This window comes from Mesorhizobium sp. USDA 4132 (assembly GCF_056279545.1).
This window is the reverse complement of record NZ_JBWCCP010000001.1, coordinates 3945883-3967868: the sequence shown is the minus strand read 5'-3', so window position 1 is coordinate 3967868 and position 21986 is coordinate 3945883. Positions and strand designations below refer to the sequence as shown.

Annotated in this window: 19 protein-coding genes; 16 read left to right on the top strand and 3 right to left on the bottom strand. The window is 61.7% G+C overall.

Annotation, left to right across the window (positions count from 1 at the left end):
- Positions 1-120 precede the first annotated feature (120 nt).
- The 12 genes from ACZ9IU_RS19825 (at position 121) to ACZ9IU_RS19770 (ending at position 12975) form a co-directional block, all read left to right on the top strand.
- On the top strand, positions 121-1215 hold the full coding sequence (locus ACZ9IU_RS19825; RefSeq protein WP_038546201.1) for an ABC transporter ATP-binding protein: 1095 nt from the start codon (positions 121-123) through the stop codon (positions 1213-1215).
- Positions 1216-1246: 31 nt separating this feature from the next.
- The gene (locus tag ACZ9IU_RS19820) at positions 1247-2548 is read left to right on the top strand and encodes an extracellular solute-binding protein (RefSeq protein ID WP_038546198.1); all 1302 of its coding nucleotides are present in this window, start codon (positions 1247-1249) and stop codon (positions 2546-2548) included.
- Positions 2549-2558: 10 nt separating this feature from the next.
- On the top strand, positions 2559-3461 hold the full coding sequence (locus ACZ9IU_RS19815) for a carbohydrate ABC transporter permease (RefSeq protein WP_038546195.1): 903 nt from the start codon (positions 2559-2561) through the stop codon (positions 3459-3461).
- Positions 3458-4390, top strand: a complete 933-nt coding sequence (locus tag ACZ9IU_RS19810) for a carbohydrate ABC transporter permease (RefSeq protein ID WP_051899846.1) — start codon at positions 3458-3460, stop codon at positions 4388-4390. The genes ACZ9IU_RS19815 and ACZ9IU_RS19810 overlap by 4 nt, the downstream gene beginning before the upstream one ends.
- A gap of 50 nt (positions 4391-4440) precedes the next feature.
- Positions 4441-5553 (top strand): sialidase family protein, encoded by a 1113-nt coding sequence (locus ACZ9IU_RS19805; protein WP_244447445.1) that lies wholly within the window; start codon positions 4441-4443, stop codon positions 5551-5553.
- Between the two features lie 375 nt (positions 5554-5928).
- The gene (locus ACZ9IU_RS19800; RefSeq protein ID WP_038546188.1) at positions 5929-7533 is read left to right on the top strand and encodes an ABC transporter substrate-binding protein; all 1605 of its coding nucleotides are present in this window, start codon (positions 5929-5931) and stop codon (positions 7531-7533) included.
- Positions 7534-7606: 73 nt separating this feature from the next.
- Complete coding sequence (locus ACZ9IU_RS19795) at positions 7607-8623, top strand: ABC transporter permease (RefSeq protein WP_038546186.1); 1017 nt, start codon at positions 7607-7609, stop codon at positions 8621-8623.
- A 22-nt stretch (positions 8624-8645) separates the two neighbouring features.
- On the top strand, positions 8646-9530 hold the full coding sequence (locus tag ACZ9IU_RS19790; protein WP_437179061.1) for an ABC transporter permease: 885 nt from the start codon (positions 8646-8648) through the stop codon (positions 9528-9530).
- Between the two features lie 10 nt (positions 9531-9540).
- A complete protein-coding gene (locus tag ACZ9IU_RS19785; RefSeq protein WP_038546183.1) occupies positions 9541-10398 on the top strand; it encodes an ABC transporter ATP-binding protein in 858 nt (285 codons plus the stop codon).
- The gene (locus ACZ9IU_RS19780) at positions 10395-11153 is read left to right on the top strand and encodes an ABC transporter ATP-binding protein (RefSeq protein WP_038546180.1); all 759 of its coding nucleotides are present in this window, start codon (positions 10395-10397) and stop codon (positions 11151-11153) included. The genes ACZ9IU_RS19785 and ACZ9IU_RS19780 overlap by 4 nt, the downstream gene beginning before the upstream one ends.
- 32 nt (positions 11154-11185) lie before the next feature.
- A complete protein-coding gene (locus ACZ9IU_RS19775) occupies positions 11186-11920 on the top strand; it encodes a FadR/GntR family transcriptional regulator (protein WP_038546177.1) in 735 nt (244 codons plus the stop codon).
- Positions 11917-12975, top strand: a complete 1059-nt coding sequence (locus tag ACZ9IU_RS19770; RefSeq protein ID WP_038546173.1) for a dienelactone hydrolase family protein — start codon at positions 11917-11919, stop codon at positions 12973-12975. The genes ACZ9IU_RS19775 and ACZ9IU_RS19770 overlap by 4 nt, the downstream gene beginning before the upstream one ends.
- Positions 12976-13980: 1005 nt before the next feature.
- Here ACZ9IU_RS19770 and ACZ9IU_RS19765 read toward each other — a convergent pair.
- Entirely contained in the window at positions 13981-15129 is a 1149-nt protein-coding gene (locus ACZ9IU_RS19765) for a mandelate racemase family protein (RefSeq protein ID WP_038546170.1), read from the bottom strand.
- 105 nt (positions 15130-15234) lie between these two features.
- A complete protein-coding gene (locus tag ACZ9IU_RS19760; RefSeq protein WP_038546167.1) occupies positions 15235-16035 on the bottom strand; it encodes an NAD-dependent epimerase/dehydratase family protein in 801 nt (266 codons plus the stop codon).
- A 216-nt stretch (positions 16036-16251) separates the two neighbouring features.
- On the opposite strand from ACZ9IU_RS19760, the gene ACZ9IU_RS19755 reads away from it, so the two are divergent.
- Positions 16252-16959, top strand: coding sequence for a FadR/GntR family transcriptional regulator (locus ACZ9IU_RS19755; RefSeq protein ID WP_051899845.1), 708 nt, complete (start codon positions 16252-16254; stop codon positions 16957-16959).
- A gap of 88 nt (positions 16960-17047) precedes the next feature.
- Positions 17048-17980 (top strand): 5-dehydro-4-deoxyglucarate dehydratase, encoded by a 933-nt coding sequence (kdgD, locus tag ACZ9IU_RS19750; RefSeq protein ID WP_038546164.1) that lies wholly within the window; start codon positions 17048-17050, stop codon positions 17978-17980.
- 156 nt (positions 17981-18136) lie between these two features.
- Here kdgD and ACZ9IU_RS19745 read toward each other — a convergent pair whose 3' ends face one another.
- Positions 18137-19720 (bottom strand): ABC transporter substrate-binding protein, encoded by a 1584-nt coding sequence (locus ACZ9IU_RS19745; protein WP_038549724.1) that lies wholly within the window; start codon positions 19718-19720, stop codon positions 18137-18139.
- 260 nt (positions 19721-19980) lie between these two features.
- Between ACZ9IU_RS19745 and ACZ9IU_RS19740 the strand changes: the two genes are divergently transcribed.
- Positions 19981-20796, top strand: coding sequence for an NAD-dependent epimerase/dehydratase family protein (locus ACZ9IU_RS19740; protein ID WP_038546161.1), 816 nt, complete (start codon positions 19981-19983; stop codon positions 20794-20796).
- A 7-nt stretch (positions 20797-20803) separates the two neighbouring features.
- Positions 20804-21883, top strand: coding sequence for a mandelate racemase/muconate lactonizing enzyme family protein (locus tag ACZ9IU_RS19735; protein ID WP_038546158.1), 1080 nt, complete (start codon positions 20804-20806; stop codon positions 21881-21883).
- Positions 21884-21986: the final 103 nt, after the last annotated feature.

The window sequence follows — 21986 nt, the reverse complement described above, 5'->3', positions numbered from 1 at the left end:
ATCATATCAGTTTTCATAGAAGTTGTCGAACAACATGTTTACAGGTTCGAATTTTTGTTGCATGGTGAAGCTGTCAGGCATTCTGACGCTTTGGGAGAGGCAATTCAGGGAGGACCGAGCTTGGCGCGGCTGGAGTTATCCAACGTTTCGAAAAGCTACGGGGCGTTCGACGCCATTACGGACGTATCGCTTGCCATCGAGGACGGAGAATTTGCGGTTTTCGTCGGCCCGTCCGGTTGCGGCAAGTCCACGCTGCTGCGCCTGATCGCGGGGCTCGATCCGATCAGCGACGGCGCGATCAGAATCGGTCCGGACGACGTGACCCGCCGGCCGGCTGGCACGCGCAGCGTTGCGATGGTGTTTCAGTCCTACGCGCTCTATCCGCATATGAGCGTCTACGACAACATCGCCTTTCCGCTGCAGATGGAGCGCCGCTCGAAGGGCGACATCCGCCAGCAGGTCGAGAAGGCTGCCGGCACGGTGCAGCTTTCCACCCGGCTGAAGGACAAACCGTCGAAGCTTTCGGGCGGCCAGCGACAGCGCGTCGCGATCGCCCGAGCGATCGTCCGCAAGCCGAAAATCTTTCTGATGGACGAGCCGCTTTCCAATCTCGACGCGGCATTGCGCATTGAGATGCGCACAGAGCTCACCCAGCTCCACAAGGAGCTCGGCGCCACCATGGTCTACGTCACCCATGACCAGCTGGAGGCGATGACCATGGCCGACCGGATCGTGGTGTTGAACGGCGGCCGCGTCGAGCAGGTCGGCAGGCCGATGGACCTTTATCACAAGCCGGTCAATCGTTTCGTCGCGGGCTTCATCGGCAGCCCGCCGATGAACATGTTGCGCAGCAAGGTGAAGGCGATCGAAAGCGAATATTATTCCTTCGAAGCCAACGGCATCGGGACGATCGTGATCGACGGACTGGCAAAGCGCCTCAAGATCGGCGAGGAGGTCGTTCTCGGCATTCGTCCGGAATTCCTGGCGCCGCATCCGGCCGGCAGCGAGCCGCTGGTGAAGATCGGCGTCGTGCCGCGATCGGTCGAGAGGCTGGGTGCCCAGACGATCGTTCACAGCGCGATCGAGGGTCAGAATTTCACCTGCGTGTTTGCCGGCGACCAGGTCGTCGAGCCGGGCCGGGCGCTGAACGTTTATTGCGATGCGGCGAATATCCACGTCTTTGACGCTGCAGGGATTACGGTCAGCAGAAACTAAATCGTCGTCGATAAATCGGGAGGAGTTTACGATGAAGAATGATGTCATGCATTCCATGAAGCCCACACGCCGCGCATTTCTGTCAGGCACCGCTGCCGGTCTCGCCAGCCTGCCGATCCTGATGTCGGTTTCCGGCCGGGCGCTTGCGGCGGACCAGCAACTGGTTTTCTGGTCTCAGCTCGCAGGCAGCAAGAAGGCCGCCGGCGAAGCGCTCGAAGCCGCTTTCAAGACCGCCCATGCGGAAGTCGCGCTGCAATCCAGCCTTTATGCAGAACCGTCGCAGCTCAATGAAAAGATGCTGACGGCGATCAACGGCAATACCGGCCCGGACCTGATCGTTCAGCATTGGGACTACAATCTCACCTATGCTTCCGGCAAGAAGCTCGTCGAACTCGGCAAGGCGCTTCCGAATGTAAAGACGGCCGATCTGGACCCCTCGCTGCTCGCCTACGGCCGTGCCGACGGCGGCCAGTATTCCATGCCGCTCTACGGCACCTCGCGCGGTCTTGGCATCAATCGCAAGCTCATCAGCGAAGCGGGCCTCAACCCCGACAAGGGGCCGCAGAACTGGGCCGAGCTTCGCGAATGGGCAAAGGCCGTCACCAAGCGCCCGGGTGGCGGCATGCTGCAGGTGTCCGGCATCCAGCTCTACCAGAACGACCTTGAAGCCTTCGAGCTCTTCACGCTGCTGCTGCAGGGTGCGGGCGGTTCGCTGCTGACGGCGGATCTGTCGGCGCCGGGTTTTGCCGGTCCGGAAGGCGTCAAGGCACTGACCTTCCTGCAAGACCTCGTCGTCACCGACAAGATCACCGATGCGGGCTTCGGCGTCGGCCCCGGCGGCATGGCGAACCCGTTCAACCAGGGACGCGCCGCGATGCTGATCGCCGGCAACTACTCCACCAATAACGCGTTGAAGGCCGGCGTCGAATTCGACGTCGTTCCCTTCCCGAAGGAAAGCGGTGGGTTCACATCGCTTGTCGATCCCTTCTGCTTCGCCGTCCGGGCAGGTGCACCGAACCAGGAAGCGGCCCTCAAGCTCGTCGAGTTTGCGATGTCGCCGGAACAGCAGATCGCCTTCGCGGTCGCCAGCAAGAACGTGCCGGCCCTGAAGTCCGCCCAGCAGAACAAGGACGTGCAGGCCGACCCCTATCTTTCCAAGTTCATCAAGACCGCGAGCTACGCCCCGCCGACCGCGCCGGCAACGCCGGTCTTCCCCCGCATGATGACGCTCGTCGCGCGTGGCGTTCAGGAAGTCATTTTCCAGAAGAACACGCCCGACAAGGCGCTGAAGGCGGCCGCGGACGAAGTGCAGACATTGCTCAAAAAGAGCTGAGGAGCAGGTTATGGCGCTTCAGAATTCGACATCCAGACCGGTCAAAACGGTCAGTTTTCACCAGAACTGGAGCGCCTACGCATTCCTCGCACCCGCGCTCGTCATCCTCTTCCTGTCGCTGCTGCTGCCGGCGGTGGCGACGCTGTTGATGAGCTTCACGGACGTCTCGTTCCTGAAGCCGACGAGTTTCATCGGCTTCGACAACTATACCAAGCTGTTCAATGACACCCGCTTTCAGCAGGCGGTCGGCAACACGATTCACTATACGATCGGCGTGACCTTTCCGACCATGCTGCTCGGCCTGCTGGCAGCGGTCGCGCTCAATCAAAAAGTGCCGGGGCGCATGGCTTTCCGGACGATCTTCTACCTGCCGGTTCTGACCTCGCTGATCGCGGCCGCTGTCGTCTGGGCTTATGTCTACGAGCCCTATGCCGGGCCGCTCAACGGTGTCCTGACCCGGGTCGGCCTGCCACCCCAGCCATGGTTGCAGAACCCGAACCTAGCAATGAACGCGCTGATCATCATGGCGATCTGGCGCGACTTCGGCACCGCGATGATCATCTATCTGGCCGGTCTTCAGGATATCCCGAACGACCTCTATGAGGCGGCACGTCTCGATGGGGCGAAGGGCAAGGATATCTTCCTGCGCATCACCGTGCCGATGCTGAGTTCCGTCACCTTCTACCTGCTGATCATCCTGATCGTGCAGACCTTCCAGGTGTTCGGCGCGATCTACGTGATGACCCAGGGCGGGCCGCTCGGCTCGACGGAAACCGTCGTCTACCAGATGTACCAGACGGCCTTCGGCTATACCGAGTTCGGTTATAGCGCGGCGATGTCGACCATACTCTTCCTGACCATCCTGGTGTTCTCGATCATCGGGACCCGGATCATGCGGAGGAAAGACGCATGACCGACCTTGCACAGCCCGCCGCGATGGAACGACAGATCATGGCCCGCCGCCGTGGCCGGGAGTTCCCGCGCTTCGACGTGATGAACGTCATCGGTTACCTGCTGCTGCTGTTTGCAGCGCTCGCCACAGTGATGCCTTTCCTCTGGATGGTCTCGACCTCGTTCAAGGGCGACCAGGAAATCTTCCGGTTTCCACCGAGTTTCGTTCCGGACGGTCTGCGATGGCAGAACTACCTTGATGCCATGACGTCGCCGGATGCCGGCCGGCAGCTGGTGAACAGTCTGATCTACGCGTTGGGCTCGACCGTTTCGAACCTCGTCTTCTGCTCGCTGGCCGGTTACGCGCTTGCCCGCATGCAGTTTTCCGGCCGCAACCTGATCTTCGCGCTGGTCGTCGGCCTGTTGATGGTGCCGGCGCAGAGCCAGATCGTTCCCGTCTTCCTGATCGTCCAGAAGATACCCTTCGCCGGCGGCAACGACTGGCTCGGCAATGGCGGCACCGGCCTTCTCAACACCTATTGGGGCATGATCCTGCCGACTGCGGCGACACCTTTCGGGATCTTCATGATGCGGCAGTTCTTCACCCGCATCCCGATGGAATACGAGGAATCCGCCAAGCTCGACGGTGCGTCTCCGTTCACAATCTTCCGGCGCATCCTGCTGCCGCTGGCCCGGCCGTCGCTCGCCGTGCTCGGCGTCTTGAGCTTTCAGAGCGCCTGGAACGACTTCGTCTGGCCGCTTATCCTCAACTCGCACCGGGAGATGGCCACCCTGCAGATCGGCCTGCAGCTGCTGCAGAGCGGGCCGGATGCACGCTGGAACGTCGTCATGGCGATGGCGACGCTCATCACCCTGCCGGTCATCATCGTCTACCTGCTGGCGCAGCGGCATGTGATCGACGGCGCAGTGACCAGCGGCGTCAAGGGTTGATCGATCAATCAAAAGATGAATGAGCCGCTCCGGCGGCAAGGAGGATGCCTGTGGCCAAGTCAGATCAGACCAAGAACGTGGAAGTCTACCGTAAACCGGGCGAATTCGCCGCATGGCCGGCCAATTACGGCCTGTGGCTCTGGGGCGAGGAAGCGGTGACGATCTTTGTCCAAGGTTTCCGCGGCGAGGCGGAGAACCTGCATGCGCGCGACAAGACCCGACCGTTCATTCCGGTGCAGGCCCGCAGCATGGATGGCGGCGAGACCTGGACGATCGAGCGGTTCAACGCCTTCGTGCCCGGCAGCCAGACGCTTTCCGGCGACGAGCATGTCCTGCCTGAACTCGAAGCGCAGTCGAAGATCGACATCGACCGGGATATTCGCCCGCTCGACCAGCCGATCGATTTCACCGATCCTGAAACGATCGTCATGTGCGCCCGCACCGGCCTGCTGGGTGGGGCGATCAGCTGGTTCTATGTCTCGAACGACCGGGCGAGGACGTGGCGAGGGCCCTACCGGCTCGGCGATTTCGGCCTGCCTGGCATTTCGGCGCGCACCGACATCGTGCCGCTCGGCAAGCACGACGCGCTCTTCCTGTTGAGCGCCGCCAAGCGGGACGGCAAGGAAGGCCAAGTCTTCTGCATCCGCACCCGCGACGGTGGCAAGAGTTTTACGTTCGAAGGTTTTGTCGGAGAGGAACCAGAAGGTTTTGCGATCATGCCTGCGTCGATCCGGCTAAAGGACGGCAAGGTGCTGACGCTGGTGCGCTGCTCGACGGCAAGCCGCGGGCCGGACCGCAAGGCCTGGATCGATGCCTATACCTCCGGCGACGAGGGCAAGACCTGGGAATTGATCGGCCGGCCGGTGCCGAATACGGGTTACGCCGGCAATCCGCCGACGCTGAACCGGTTGAAGGATAGCCGGCTGGTGCTTATGTTCGGTTATCGCGACGCGCCTTTTGGCCTGCGCGCCCGGGTGAGTTCCGACGAGGGCAAGACCTGGAGCGAGGATATCATCATCCGCGACGACGGCGGCATGTCCGACCTCGGTTATCCGCGAACGGTCGTCAGGCCGGATGGGAAGCTGCTGAGCGTCTATTATTACAACTACGGCAGCGATCAGGAGCGCTTCATCGCCGCCTCGATTTTCGACATGGCCGGCTGATCAGCCGCGCGGCTAAGCCCAGCGTCCGGCAGGCGATCGCATATGGAACGTGCGGCGGCGCGAGGAGCCCCTCCCCCTTGTGGGGAGGGGTTGGGGAGGGGCCTTCGCCCCCGCAAAAACCCCTCCCGCCTGCCGGCCACCCTCCCCACAAGGGGGAGGGTTACGAATGCCGCGCCGCCATACATCCTCATATGCGATTGCCTCCTCTGCTTCAGAAAGCAGATTCGAAAACATGTCTGGTGCCTGCCCTCAGCCACTGCGCTGCGAGTAGGAAAGGCGGCATTTTGGATTGACACGTGTCGTAAGACATCATATCTCTTGGGTCGCTATTATCTATCTGCCGGGAGGAGACCGGCAATCCAAGGGAGGACGGCCATGAAGCCGCTATTGAGAATAGTGGGACCGGTATTGCTCGGTTCCACCCTGCTTTTCCAGCCTGCCCACGCCGAAACCCCGCCCAATATGCTGGTCGTCGGCTTCTCGATGACCAATATCCTGACGCTCGACCCCGCTGCCATTACCGGCAAGGAGACCGTACAGGTTCTCACAAACATATATGATAACCTTGTGGCGCTCGATGCCGTCAATCGCGCCCAGGTCGATCCGCAGCTGGCGGAAAGCTGGACGATCGCCGACGACAACGGCTCGATCACCTTCAAGCTGCGCAAGGGGGCGACCTTCGCTTCCGGAAACCCGGTCACGTCGGCGGATGTGGTCTGGTCCTTCAAGCGCTTGATGAAGCTCAACCTGGCCCAGGCGTCGTTCCTCAAAACCCACGGCTTCTCCGCGGCCAATGCCGACGCAAGTTTCACCGCTCCCGACGACGGCACGGTCGTCATCAAACTGCCGAAGAAGGTCGATCCGCAGATCATCGTGCAGACGCTTGGGATTGTCGGTCCCGGCTCCATCCTCGATATGAAGGCGGTCATGGAGCACGACAAGAACGGCGATATGGGCGCCGCGTGGCTCACCAACAACTCCGCCGGCTCCGGTCCGTTCACGCTCAGCCAGTGGCAGTCGAACGAGCGTGTCACGCTCGAGCAGAACCCGAAATACTGGGGCGAAAAGCCGACCCTGCGCCGGATCATGATGCGCCATCTGGCGGAATCGCAGAGCCAGCGGCTGATGCTCGAAAAGGGTGATATCGACATTGCCTATTCCATGTCGGCGGCCGACCTGAAGGCTCTGGAAGCCAACAAGGACGTCAAGATCCAGACGAATGGCGGCAGCGGCTTTTATTATCTCGCCGTCTCCATGAAGGACGAGAAGTTCCAGAAGCCGAAGGTTCGCGAGGCGCTGCGTTATCTCATCGACTACCAGGGCCTCAACGACAGCGTACTGCCCTATTTCGGCAAGCTGCGCGATCGTCCCGTTCCGGCGGGCATTTTCGGCGCCTTGCCGAATGCGGGCTATAAGCTCGATGTCGCAAAGGCCAAGGCGCTGCTTGCCGAGGCGGGTTATCCGAACGGCTTCTCGACCACGCTGCGCGCCATTTCCGACGTGCCGTTCATGAGCCTTGCGACCGCCATCCAGGCGACGCTGGCGCAGGCCGGCATCAAGGCCGAGATCGTCACCGGCTCCGGCGACCAGATCTACGGCGCGATGCGCGAACGCAAATATGAGCTTGTCGTCGGCCGCGGCGGCGGCGGCCAGCTGCCGCATCCGGACTCGAACTTCCGCGCCATCGTCTACAATCCCAACAATGCGGATGAGGCGAAGCTGACGAACTTCCAGGGCTGGCGCACGTCCTTTTATGATGAGAAGATCAACAAGATGATCGATGACGCGCTCGTCGAAGGCAACAAGGACAAACAGATCAAGGAATATCAGGACATCCAGACCTATTACGCGGAGATGGTGCCGGCGATCCAGCCCTTCTCGGAAGTGGTCGACAGCGTCGGTTTCCGGGCCGACATCAAGGGTCTCGAACTGAACCCGTCCTGGTCCACCCAGCTTCGCACCGTCAAGAAAGAACGATAATCGTCGGCTGCCGCGGCGTAGGCCTCCTGGTCTTGCAGCGCCGCGGCATCCGGTACGGTTCTGAGGAAGTCCCATGAACAACGAGCGTCTCACCGCTTTCACGCGGCAGGCCGGCACCATATTGGCAACCCTTCTCGGGTTGCTGATCCTGACCTTCTGCATCGGACGGCTGATGCCCGTCGATCCGGTCCGCGCCATTGTCGGCGAAGAGGCCGACCAGGCCACATACAACATGGTCGCGGAACGGATCGGCGCCAACCTTCCTCTCTACCAGCAGTTTTTCCGGTACGTGAACGATTTGGCTCATGGCGATTTCGGGACGTCGATCCGGACAGGGCAGCCGGTCATCAACGACATCCTGCATGTCATGCCGGCAACGATCGAGCTTGCGACCTTTGCGATCATCGTCGGGGCGGGCCTCGGCATTCCGCTCGGCATTCTGGCCGCCGTGCGCCGCAACCGGCCGGTCGACCACATCATCCGCTTCCTCACCCTGATCGGCCATTCCATGCCGATCTTCTGGACCGGCATGATCGGCCTGATCATCTTCTATGCGGCGCTGGATCTGGTCGGCGGCGGCGGCCGTCTGTCGGATTATTATATCGGCCTCGTGCCGGAAACGACCGGTTTCCTGCTGATCGATGCGATCATCGCCGGCGACTGGGAGGTCTTCCGGGATGCCGTCAACCATCTGCTGCTGCCGGCGAGCATCCTCGGCTATTCGTCGATGGCCTATATCACCCGCATGACTCGCAGTTTCATGCTGGACCAGCTCAACCAGGAATACGTGACCACGGCGCGGGTGAAGGGGTTGTCGAAGGGCCGCACCATCTGGCACCACGCGTTCGCGAATATCCGGGTGCAGCTGGTGACGATCGTGGCGCTCGCCTATGGCAGCCTGCTGGAAGGGGCGGTGCTCATCGAGACCGTGTTCTCCTGGCCGGGCTTCGGCCAATACATCACCAACAACATGCTGATCGGCGACATGAACGCTGTGATGACCTGCGTGCTGCTGGTCGGCATCATCTTCATTGCGCTCAACCTGCTTTCCGACGCGCTTTACAAGATCTTCGATCCGAGGACGCGGTGACATGGCAGCTCAATCTCTCGACATGCAGGACGTGGCCATGAACGGTACTCGCTCAAACCCAAATTCGGCCTTCCGCCGGCTGCTGGCCGTCATCCGCGAGCTTCTCGGCAACCCGTCTTCGGGCTTCGGCCTCGTGGTCATCACCATTCTGGTGCTGACGGCGATCGTCGCGCCGCTGATCGCGCCCTATGACCCGAATGTCATCGATCTCGGCAACACGCTGAAGCCGCCGAGCGCCGAGCATTGGTTCGGAACCGACGAGCTCGGCCGCGACGTCATGAGCCGCATCATCTACGGCACGCGCATCAGCTTGACGATCATCACCATCGTGTCGGTCATCGTCGGCCCGATCGGGCTGCTGGTCGGCACGACGGCCGGTTATTTCGGCGGCTGGTACGACACGATCATGATGCGTATCACCGATATCTTCCTGTCCTTCCCGAGCCTCATCCTGTCGCTTGCCTTCGTGGCAGCCCTCGGCGCCGGCCTCGAAAATGCGATCATCGCCATCGGGCTCACCACCTGGCCGCCGATTGCCCGCCTGGCACGCGCCGAAACGCTGACCTTCCGCGGTGCCGATTATATCTCGGCCTCGCGCATGCAGGGCGCGTCGTCACTGCGCATCATCATCAAGTCGATCATGCCGATGTGCCTTCCTTCTGTTCTGGTGCGCATCACGCTTTCGATGGCGACCGTCATCCTGACCGCGGCCGGCCTCGGTTTCCTCGGGCTCGGAGCGCAGCCGCCGCTGCCCGAATGGGGAGCGATGATCGCCACCGGCCGGCGCTACATGCTGGACAACTGGTGGCTGGTCGCCTTCCCGGGCGGCGCCATCCTGCTTGTCAGCCTTGCCTTCAACCTTCTCGGCGACGGCCTGCGCGACGCGCTGGATCCGAAACAGCGTTAGGATTTTCCCCATGGACAACAGCCAGGCACTCCTGAAGGTCGAAAATCTCCGCGTCAGCTATCGCGCTGGCAAGGCCTACAACACCGTCGTCAAGGGCGTCTCCTTCGATCTCGGCCGCGAGCGGCTTGGCATCGTCGGCGAATCCGGCTCCGGCAAGTCGACGATCGGCCGGGCGCTGCTGAAGCTCCTGCCGACCGCGAAGATCGAGGCCGACCGCATGGATTTCGGCGGCACCGACCTTCTCTCCGCCACCGAAAAGCAGATGCTGACGATCCGCGGCCGACGCATTTCGATGATCCTCCAGGACCCGAAATTCTCGCTTAACCCGGTACACCGCGTCGGCGACCAGATCGCCGAGGCCTACCGGGTTCACAGCAGGGCATCGGCCCAGGCGGCGAAGCAGAAGACGCTGGAAATGCTGGAGGCGGTGAAGATCCGCGATCCGGAACGGGTGTTCGGCCTTTATCCGCATGAAGTCTCGGGCGGCATGGGCCAACGCATCATGATCGCCATGATGCTGATCCCCGAGCCGCAGATCATCATCGCCGACGAGCCGACCTCCGCGCTCGACGTCACCGTGCGCATGCAGGTGCTCAACATCCTGAACGAGCTGGTGACCAACAAGGGCATCGGCCTCATCATGATCAGCCACGACCTCAACCTGGTGCGCAATTTCTGCGACCGCGTTATGGTCATGCGCCATGGCGAGGTCGTCGAGGAACGGGCGGCCCGGGACATGCGCAACTGCACGCATCCCTATACCCAAGGATTGCTTGCCGCACAGCCGCATATCGGCGGCAGCCGGAAGCCGCTTCCGGTCCTGAACCGCCAAACCATCTCCACAGAGACCAAAGAGGTGCGCGCATGACCGCCATCGACGTCCGCAATCTCTCGATCGATCTCGGCTATGGTCTCGCAAAGAAGCGTATTCTCGGCGACGTCTGCTTTTCGGTCGAAGCCGGCGAATCCTTCGGGCTTGTCGGCGAGTCCGGTTCCGGCAAGTCGACCATCCTGCGCTGCATCGCCCGTCTCCTGAACGTCTGGGAAGGCGATATCCAGCTCGAGGGGCGATCGGTCAACGACATGCCCTTCGTCGAATATTGCCGCACGGTCCAGATGGTGTTCCAGGATCCCTACGGTTCGCTCCATCCGCGCCAGTCGATCCGCACGGCGCTTCAGGAGCCGCTCCGCATCCATCGCATGGACCGCCAGGTCGAACGCATGGAGCGGGCTCTGATCGATGTCGGCCTCGATCCGGCCTTCCTGTCGCGTTATCCGCACGAACTTTCCGGCGGCCAGCGCCAGCGCGTGGCGATCGCGCGCGCACTCATTCTCGAGCCGCGCATCCTGCTTCTCGACGAGCCGACCTCGGCGCTCGACGTCTCGGTACAGGCGGAAGTGCTCAATCTGCTCGCCGATCTGCGTGCAAAACGCAACTTGACCTATCTCTTCGTTTCCCATGATCTTGCGGTGATCGATCATATGTGCGAGCGGCTGGCGGTCATGCAGCATGGTCGCGTGGTCGAGGTGATGAGCCGAGACGTGCTGGCGACAGGCCAGGCCCAGGATCCCTATGCCCGGGAACTGATCCAGGCGAGCCTCGAATACGACCAAGCTGTCTGAGTTTTCGCATCTGAGACGCCATGGAGTGCCCGATGACAGCCGAAGCCCCATCTTCTACCTGGCGCCGCAGGGAGACCCTGAGTTCGCAGGTGGTTCGCACGATCGCCGAGCGTATCAAGCTTGGGGACTATCCGCGCGGGTCGAAGCTTCCGACGGAAAAGGCGCTGATCGACGAGCTGGGCGTCAGCCGGACGGTTGTCCGGGAGGCGATCGCCAATCTTCGGGCAAGCGGCCTCGTCTCGATCCATCATGGGATCGGTGTCTTCGTTCGCCAGGACGCGGGTGTGACGCCTTTCCGCCTTGGCGACGAAAACCTGATGCTGGTCGAAAACCTGGTAAAGGGCCTCGAACTGCGCATCGGCATCGAGTCCGAAGCGGCAGCGCTTGCCGCTGACCGGCGGACCCAGGCGGATATCCAGGCGATGACCGCGGCCTGCAAGGCGATGGATGTCGCCGTCCGCCGTGCAAGCCGGGACACGCAGGCGGATTTCGATTTCCACCGCGCCGTTGCCACCGCCAGCCATAACGAGCATTTTTTCCGTATCTTCAACTATCTCGGCGAGACCTTGATGCCGCGCATGCGGCTTTCGACACATGCGGTCGATGACGCGAGCCTCTCCGTGCATCTCGCACGCGTCAATGAAGAACACCGTGCCATCCTCAAGGCAATCGAAGCCCGCGACGTGGAAGGCGCGCGCGGGGCGATGCGCAAGCACCTTGGCGACAGCCGCGACCGGATGCTCGAACGGCTGCGGCAACAGCAATGATCGACAGCGAGAACATGTCCAGCCTCGCGGCGAGGCTGCGCGACAACCTCTCATTCGACTGGAATTTCCAACCGGCTGTGGAAAGCTTTCCGGACTGGCAGGACCGCACACGGAACAACGTGCGCCACGCACTCGGCGTCGGGCGGATCGCGCCCGCGAGCGCGTCGGTCGTCACAGAGTGGGCTGAAGACGGATGCAGGGCCCAAGAGCTCGAACTTGGCTTTTCGAACGGCGAAACGACGAGAGCCTATCTCCTTCGTCCGGATACCAACAGCGTCATGCCTGCCGTGCTGCTGCTGCACGATCACGGCTCGTTCTTCTCGATCGGCAAGGAGAAGATGATCCGCCGCTCCAGCGAGGTTTCCGAGATCGCAGCGGACGCGGATCGATGGGCGGCGAAACTTTATGGCGGCCGGCATGTCGGCAACGAACTCGCCCGGCGCGGTTACACCGTGCTTTGCGCCGACGCGCTCGGCTGGGGCAGCCGGAAAGGCAATGGTTACGAATCGCAGCAGGCGCTGGCGGCCAATCTCATGCAGTTCGGCGTTTCCTACGCCTCCGTCATCCTGCTCGAAGACCTCGAGGCCATGTCATGGCTTCGCGCGCTGCCCGGCGTCGATGGAAACCGTGTGGCGAGCTTCGGTTATTCGATGGGCGGCTCGCGCGCCTGGCAGGTGGCCGCACTTTCGGACGATGTCAGGGCCTGTGTCGCCGGCGGCTGGATGGGGACGCTGCAGGGCCTCATGCAGCCAGGCAACAACCAGCTTCGCGGCCAGTCGGCCTTTTCCATGCTGCATCCGCCGATCGCCGGAAAGATCGATTATCCGCATTTTGCAGGGCTTGCCGCGCCGAAACCCACGCTGATCTTCAGCGGCGCCGAAGACCGGCATTTTCCGCAGCCTGCCGCCCTGGCAGCGCAAGAGCAACTTCATGCGATCTGGGCGGCCGCCGATGCGGAGCGCTGCCTCGAAACGAGGCTTTGGCCCGGTGCTGCTCATGCATTTCCGGTTGACCAGCAGGACCATGCGATGGACTGGCTCGATCGGGTGATGTGAGGTGGGTTGGAAGGCAGGTCCTTCGCGAAAAGCGGGGTTGGATCTGGCCGAGGCCGAGTATGCCGCGAGGCACCCCCCTCTGCCCTGCCGGGCATCTCCCCCTCAAGGGGGGAGATCGAAGGAGGCGTGCTCAGCGGAACCTCTTTGATTTGTGCGGCGACAGGAAGCTGGCAGGGAGTGGAGTTCGGCAAGCTCAGGGCTTTTGATGGGACAAGACCTTGCTTCTGGCCGATCTCCCCCCTTGAGGGGGAGATGTCCGGCAGGACAGAGGGGGGTATGGCAGGGTGCGCCGTCCAATGCTGTCATTCCATGTTTGCTCGTGGATAATTGATCGCCACCCTCCAGCATCTCCAATGACTTAACCGCATCATCATCCCCGCCCTTTGAACCCATGCCTACAATCCGCTCGCTTCCGTCGCCGGAGTGTTTCGCGAGACGTTCGCGGGCAGGCGGAGGCCGGCGCTTTCATCGGAACCGTAACGTGCGGGAAAGGTGGAAGAGGTGAAAGCCATGGAATGCTCGTTGCAAGACGACCATTCCTATCAAGCCTCCCCCGGACAGCCATGTCCGGTTCGGTTGAGCCGTGCAAGTGGCAGGCCTGTCCCGAAAGGATGGGCGCGAATAAAGCCACGCAGCGAGGCGAGATGATCACCTGTAGAGGCCGGAAGCCTCGACAAGACGCCGAAGGCCACGCGAATGCGGAGCCATATTATTATTTTACTATGAGGTTCCGCATTCGTGTGGGCTCTCCGATCTTTGAAAAGCCACGGCAGGCGACTGCGCGGGGCTCCGGAGTGTTGGCCGAAGGCTTTTGATTTTCGGTGATTGGATCCTCGGGTCGAGCCCGAGGATGACGAGTGTGTGGGGAGCTCACTCTCCCAAAAGTACCGTTTTGGCCCATTGCGTTGCTTGCTTTGGACCCGGCACACCCTCTCCGTCGTCATCCTCGGGCTCGACCCGAGGATCCAATCACGGACGACAAGCTTGGGAGGCAGAATAAACGGTTCACTCGACCAGATTGGCGTTGATGAAGTCGAAGTTGATGTCTTCGCCCATGCCCGGCTTGTCGGAAATATGAACAAAACCGTCTTCGTCCATCGGATCGACCAGGGCGTTCAGGTATTCGAAGCCGTCGTCATATTCGAGGAACGGGTGCAGCAGGCCGCGCTCGTACCATTTTGCGTTCTTGGTGCAGGCCGCGACGATCAGGTTCGGAGCGCCATTGCCATGGATTTCGCAGTTCATGCCGAAGGATTCGGCGAGATGCATGGTCTTCATCGCCGGGCTGATGCCGCCAACGTCATGGACGCCGGTGCGCAGGATGTCGCAGGCCTTCGAGGTGATCCATTCGGCGCGGCTGAAATGTTTGCCGCCGGCGCTTTCCGGACCGAGGACCGGAATGTCGAGGTTTTCCGCAAGCCAGGCATAGGAGGCCGAGCTCTGCTCGTCCATCGGCTCCTCGATCCAGTCGAAGCCGAGCTTTTCGAGGCCCCTGCCGAGTTCCAGCGCTTCCGTGCGGGTATACCAGTGGAAGGCATCGATCATCAGGTGAATGTCGGGGCCGACCGCCTCGCGGACCGCGGCGCAGGCCTTGAGATCCATCTTGACATCCGGCGCCCAGGAGACCGGCGGCATCCAGGTGTGCAGCTTGATGCCCTTGTAGCCGCGCCTGACGAGCGTTTCGCCAAACCGGCCATAATCTTCCGGCGTCGCGAGGCCGTTCTCCAGCTCGTCGCCACACATGATCGAGCCATAGGCCGGGATCTTTTCGCGGTAGCTGCCGATCAGTTTGTGGACCGGCATGTTGAGCTTGCGGCCGGCAAGGTCCCACAGGGCGCAATCGACGATCGCGAGCGTCCGGTCGGTCAACTGCATCGCGCTGCCGCGCTGCCAGTGAGCGAGGTCCTGCCACAGCCGTTCGCGGGCGAACGGATCTTCGCCGATCAGCACCTTCTTGACGAACTTGTCGATCACGTGCGGGCGAACGACTTCCGGCGCGGCAAAGCAATAGCCTTCCGCTCCGTCGTCGTCGACGATGGTCAGCAGCGCCAGGTTGACCTTGTGCGGCGGGCCAGGATGGGCATGGCCGGCGGTATCCTGGTGACGGCGCGTGGTATGGGAGAATACGCGCACATTGACGTCTACGATCTTCACGAAATTCCTCCTGTCAGAAGCAGAGGGACGAACCTCCGCCATTTCATGTCGGGACCCGGCGAGGGCCGGATCGGATCCGCCCGTCGGGCGGCGGAAGCCTGTCGTTCACGCATCGTCCGGATGGCCGGCCGAGGCGAAGGCGCCGCCTTGATAGATGACGGCAGGATCGGTCGGGTCTTGCCTGCCGGCCGCCGTTTCCACTTCGACGCGCCACCTTGCGGATGTATCCTCGGGTTTCCAGCCGAGGAAAGCGGCATTGCGGTTGTCCCACCACTGCTCGTCGTTGGCAGAGGCGCCGTAGACGATGGTGTGTGCGATCCGCGGCGCAGCAAAGGCGCGCCGGCAGAGGGAAAAGAAATCACGATAGCTGAGCCAGGTCGCCAGCATGCGCGTGTTGGCCGGCTTTTCGAAACACGAACCGATGCGGACGGACAAAGTCTCCTGCCCGAATTTTTCGAAATAGAGGCTGGCAATCGCCTCTCCGAAAACCTTCGAAGCCCCGTAGAGCGAGTCCGGCTTCGGCACGACGGTGTTGTCCAGCCTTTCATCGCACCGATAGTAGCCGACGACGTGGTTGGAGCTTGCGAAGACGATGCGCGGCCGGCCGTTGTGGCGGGCGGCTTCGTAGATATTGTAGAGGCCGACGATATTGCCCTGGACGATGAGGTCGAACGTCTTTTCGAGGGAAATGCCGCCGAGATGAATGATGCCGTCGACGCCTTCGACCAGTTTGGCGACACCCGCGGCATCCGCCAGATCGCATTGAACGAAGGTTTCGCCCACGCCCGCATCGGCGATCTCACCGATATCCGACAGCACGACATGTTCGGCGATCTCCCTCAGCATCGGCCGGATTGCCCGGCCGACACCACCCGCGGCGCCGGTTAAAAGAAGTCTCTTGAGCATTCTTCCCTCGTGGACGGGTCGACGGTAAATATGCGTCGGTCCGCAGTGTCATCATACCTCATAGGTCATCTCATACTATAGGTCCGTGGCCGGGCGTCAATAAAATTCTTGCCCGGTGCTTGACAACACGGGCAGGTTTTACCCCTCTAAGTGGCTGAAATGGCAAAGCGAGAGAGCGGGCGGACATTGAAGAGAGCAGATAACATCACCGGGGAAATGCCCTCGCGAAAAGGCCGCAACCTGGTCGAGACGGTTGGTCGGCGGATGCGGGATGCGATCACGAGTGGCGCGTTGAAACCCGGTGACAAACTGCCCACGGAAAGCGGACTGACCCAGCAATACGAGGTCAGCCGCACGGTCATCCGCGAGGCGATCGCCTCGTTGCGGGCCGATAACCTCGTCGAGGTCCGCCATGGCGTCGGCGTCTTCGTGCTGGCGACGCAAGCCGGGCTGCAGGGCGGCTTCCGCACCGTGGATGCCAGCCGCGTTTCCTCGATCATCGAGATGCTGGAAGTCCGTGCTGCCATCGAGATCGAGGCCGCGGGCCTTGCCGCCGTTCGCTCGTCGCCGGCACAGCAGGAGCTGATCTTCGAATGTCTCGAAACGATCAAGCGGCAGATCGCTGCCGGTGCGGCAACGGTTGAAAGCGATCGGGCTTTCCATCTTGCCATCGCGGATGCGACCAACAACCCGCGTTTCCGGGAGCTCCTGGAAGCGATCGGCAAGCAGATGATTCCGCGATCGCTGCTGCAGGAGGGCGAGGTCGAGATTTCGCCGCCCGAATACCTGGCCCAGATCCAGGATGAACATGCCCGCATCGCCCGCGCAATCACGGATGGCGATGATTCGGCTGCTCGCGACGCCATGCGCATGCATCTCAAGGGGAGCCAGCAGCGCTATCGCTCGCTGATACGGCGCCCGTGAGTTTCCCACAAAGATAATACAACTATTGACAGTCATCATATGACTTGGTAGCCTTCTGGAAATCAACCAGGAAGGGACTGTCATGTCTATGGATCCAAATGAACTGAAGCACGCGCTCGGCGCCGGCCTCCTGTCGTTCCCCGTTACGCCTTTTGGCAAGGATGGCCTCTTCAACCGCAAGGCCTATGAGCAGCATGTCGGCTGGCTGGCCGGTTTCGATGCTTCGGTGCTGTTTGCCGCCGGCGGCACGGGCGAGTTCTTTTCACTGGAGCCCTCCGAAATTCCGGAGATCATCACCGCCGCCAAGGCTTCGGCCGGCAGCACGCCGATCGTTTCCGGCTGCGGTTATGGCACGCGCATCGCCGTCTCGATCGCCAAGTCTGCCGAAAAGGCCGGCGCCGACGGCATCCTGCTGCTGCCGCATTACCTGATGGATGCCAGCCAGGAAGGCCTCTACCAGCATATCAAGACCGTCTGCCAGTCGGTCGGCATCGGCGTGATGGTCTACAATCGCGACAACTCGATCCTGACGGCCGAGACCTTGGCCCGCCTTTGCGAGGCCTGCCCCAACCTGGTCGGCTTCAAGGACGGTTCCGGTGACATCGGCCTGGTGCGCAAGATCACCGCGGTCATGGGTGACCGGCTGACCTATCTCGGCGGCATGCCGACGGCCGAGCTTTTTGCGGACGCCTATCTTGGCGCCGGCGTCACCACCTATTCGTCGGCGGTCTTCAACTTCGTTCCGGCGCTGGCCCAGACGTTCTACAAGGCGCTCCGCGCCGGCGATACGGCCGCCACCAACCAGATCCTCATCGATTTCTTCTATCCGTTCATGGAGATCCGCAACCGCCAGAAGGGCTACGCGGTTTCCGCCATCAAGGCCGGCGTGCGGCTGATGGGCTTCGATACCGGTTCGGTTCGCGCTCCTTTGACCGACCTGACCGCCGAAGAAATCAAGATGATGGAGGCTCTCTGCGAGCCCTATCGCAATGGCGCTCTCGGGGTGCAGGCGGCCGAATAGGCGTCCTCCTCTCCAACCCTCTCCCCGAGCGCATCAGCCGGCAGGTCCAACCTGCCGGCTTTTTCGTGTCCGCGGCCGCGCGTTCGCAGCCCATAAAAAACGCCCGCAACCGAGGTTGCGGGCGTTCGTCCTGGGAGGGACTGATAGCTTGAGTGGTCAGCGCTGCTTGGACACGCTGCGCAGGCGAACCGTCCACCCGTAGTGGTTCACATAGCCCTTGACGTCGGCACGATAGACGACGCTGTCGACAACCGCCGAGATCGGCTGCAGCGCAGGAACGAGTTCCTCGTATCGCTTCTGAATGTCTTCATAGGCCGTCTTCTGCTTCGCCTGGTCACGCTCTACCAGTGCCTTAGCCGACATGTCGTTCAGCTGCTGGTCGAAGAAGGACGTGCGCCAGCCGATGATGCCGCTGAGCTTGGCGTCGTCGGCGTTGTTCGGGTTGATGACGAGGGCGCGCAGGTTGGAATGCGGATGCGGCTCCTGACCGCCGCCGCCGCGACCGACGAGCATTTCGAACTTGCGCTCGCGCATCGGGCCATAGATCTGGTCGCCAGCGCCCTGGACGATTTCGGCCTTGATGCCGGCCTGGGCAAGCGTTGCCTGAATCGCGGTGGCGGTGTCCGTGAAAGGCGGCTCGTTGAGCGTCAGGAGCCTGACCGGGAAGCCATCGGGATAACCCGCCTTGGCAAGCAGTTGCTTGGCCTTGGCGACGTCGACCTTGTAGTCCGGATCGGCCAAGCTGCCGATGACGCCTTCGGCGACCGGGCGAAGACGTTTGGTGCCGTAGTTCGGCATGATCGTCTTGTTGATGCCGTCGTAGTCGATCAGATACCGGATCGCGAGGCGCACGTCCGGGTTCTTGAAGCGCTCGTCCTTCATGCTCACGGCGAGGAAATAGAAGCCCGAGCTCGGTGTGCTCTGCACCTCGACGTCCTTGTTCTTACCGAGCGCGGCGATATCGGGAACCGAAAGGCCGATCGCGACGTCCACGTCGCCTTTTTCCAGCATCAGCCGCTTGGTCTGGGATTCCGGCATGTGCCGGAAGATCACGCGCTTCATCCTGGGCTTTTCGCCCCAATAATCGTCGAAACGCGTCAGGATGAGCATTTCGTTGGAGGACCAGCGCGTCAGGCTGAAGGCACCGGAACCGGCGGCATTGATCTTCAGCCAGGCCGCTGCCTTGTCGCCGTTTGTCTCGTGGCTCATGGCGGTCTTCATGTCGATGACCGCACTGGCATCCGGCTTGCCAAAAATGTCGAGCGTGAGCTGCGGATCGGTCGGCTGAGCCGGCTTGAGGGTGATCTTGTTGCCGTCGGCCGTCAGCAGCTGGTCGATATTGCCAGCCTTGTAACCAAAGGACGACCAGACGCCCGCCCCGACCAGGCCGAGGCTGATATTACGTTTGATCGACCAGACGACGTCTTCGGCCCGGACCGGATTGCCGGACGTGAACTTTGCGCCATCCCTCAGCGTGAAGGTGATCGAGCCGTCATCCGCCACCGTCCAGGAGCTGGCAAGGCCCGGATTGACGGTCTTCTTGTCCGGGGCGAGTTCCACCAGCGTGTCATAGAGATTGGCGATGACGCCTGTCGCCTCGCGACCTGAAATCGCCGCCGGGTCGAGGGTCAGGATATTGTTCATGCTGAGGCCGACGATCAGCTGGTCGGCGGGGGTATCTGCGTATGCGCCGATCGGCGCAGACAGCGTCAGAGCCGTGGCCAGAGCCACATGCTTCATCCATTTCATCTGGGGTTCCTCCATCCAGGCACTCAAGTGAGAGTATGACGTCACATGACTGCTGCGCTATATGAAGACCGAAAAGATAACCTTCGTCAATCGATACGGGCCGATAAAACAACGCATTTCGCGTTCTTTTGATCTCGACGCCGGGCAGTCAATGCCCTGGCATCCTATTTAGGTCCTTAAGTCATATTATGAGTTGACGCCCCTTCTGGGCACCTTCTAGATTGCAGGCAGCATATCGAGGAGGAATGGGGATGAAGCGGCTTCTGATCACCGGGGCGGCCGGCAACATGGGCAAGGCCATGCGCCAGCGGCTCGGGCACCTGGCGGAGATCATCCGCATTTCCGATATCGCACCACTGGACGATGCCGCGGCCGACGAGGAGCCGTTTGCCTGCGACCTGGCGGATTCCGATGCCGTCCTGCGCATGGTGGAAGGGTGCGACGGTATCCTGCATTTCGGCGGCGTTCCTTCCGAAAACACCTTTGCCAGCATTCTCGACAGCAATATCCGCGGTCTGCACAATCTCTACGAAGCGGCGCGAAAGCACGGTAAACCGCGCATCCTGTTCGCCAGCAGCAACCATACCGTCGGCTTCTACCGGCAGGACCAGTTCATCGGCGTCGATCAGCCGACCAAGCCCGACGGCCTTTATGGCGCCTCGAAATGCTTCGGCGAGGGTCTGGCGCAGATGTATTTTCACAAATTCGGCCAGGAGACGGCGATCGTCCGTATCGGGGCCTGCTGGCCCAGGCCGACGACGGTGCGGATGCTGTCGATCTGGCTGAGTTTCGACGACATGGCTTCGCTCGCGGAGAGGGTCTTCAAGGTTCCCTATCTCGGTTGCCCGACAATCTGGGGCGTGTCGGACAATCAGCCGAAATGGTGGGATAATTCCGCTTCCGCCTATCTGGGCTGGGTTCCGAAGGACAGTTCGGAGATTTACCGCTCGGAACTGGAACGCAATCCCGGCATTCCTGATCGGGGATCATCGCAAGCCAAGTGGCAGGGCGGCGGTTTCGTCGATGATCCCATCTACACCGAACCTCCCCGTGCCCTGAACCGGTAACGATCCCATGAAAATCACCGGTCTCACCACCACCGCCGTCAGCCTGCCGCTTGCGGAACCGCTCGGCAATGCCACGGCGACCATCCATCAATTCTCCTGCATCGTCGTCGATCTCGTCACCGACGAAGGATTACGGGGCGAAAACCTGATCTTCACCATCCGGCCGGAGCAGGTGAAGCTGCTGGATAGCATGGTGCACGTGCTGCGGGATGCGGTGATCGGACGCGATCCAGATGATACGGGCGCCTTCTGGGCCGATGCCTGGCGGCGCATCAACTTCATCGGCTTCACGGGCGTCTCGATCATGGGCATTTCCGCGATCGACGGTGCGATGTGGGATCTGAGGGCCAAGCGCGCCGGGCTTTCGATCTCGCGGATGCTGGGCCGGTGCCGTGAGACCATTCCAGCCTATGCGAGCGGCGGCCTATGGCTCACTCAGGACATTCCCTCACTCGTCCGGCAGGCGGAAGGTTTTGTTGCAGCCGGCTTCAAGGCGATGAAGCTGCGGCTTGCCGGGCGGATCGACGTCGACCTGCCGCGTGTGAAGGCCGTTCGGGCGGCGATCGGCAGCGATATCGGGTTGATGATCGATGCCAACCAGGTGCTCGACGCCGACGCCGCGATCAAGCTCGGCGATGCTTTGGCGCCCCTGGATATTGCCTGGTTCGAAGAACCGGTGCCGGCCCACGCATTGGAGGATTCGGCCAGGGTGGCAAGAGCCCTGCGCATGCCGGTCGCCTCCGGTGAAAACGAATACACGCGCTACGGTTTCCGTCGGATGATCGAAACGGGTGCCGCCTCCATTCTCATGCCGGATCTCCAGCGGGTTGGCGGCGTTACCGAATTTTCCCGCGTTGGCGCACTGGCGGCAAGTTTTGATCTGCCGATCTCATCGCATCTTTTTCCTGAAATGAGCCTGCAGCTGCTCGCCCACGTCCCGACGGCCCATTCCCTTGAATACGTGGAATGGTTCGCGCCGCTCTACGAGGAAAAGATAAAGCTCGTCGACGGTACGGCCCAGATCCCGGATGCGCCTGGCTGGGGAATGTCCCTCGACCGGGATGCGATCCACCGCCACGCTCTTTAGGCGGCAGTGCCGCCGCCCCGTATCCGGCCGGACAACAGATCGGTCGTGAGGAATTTCCCTTAACCGCTCAATCGGCCCAGATTTGCCTCGTTTTCTTGCGGAT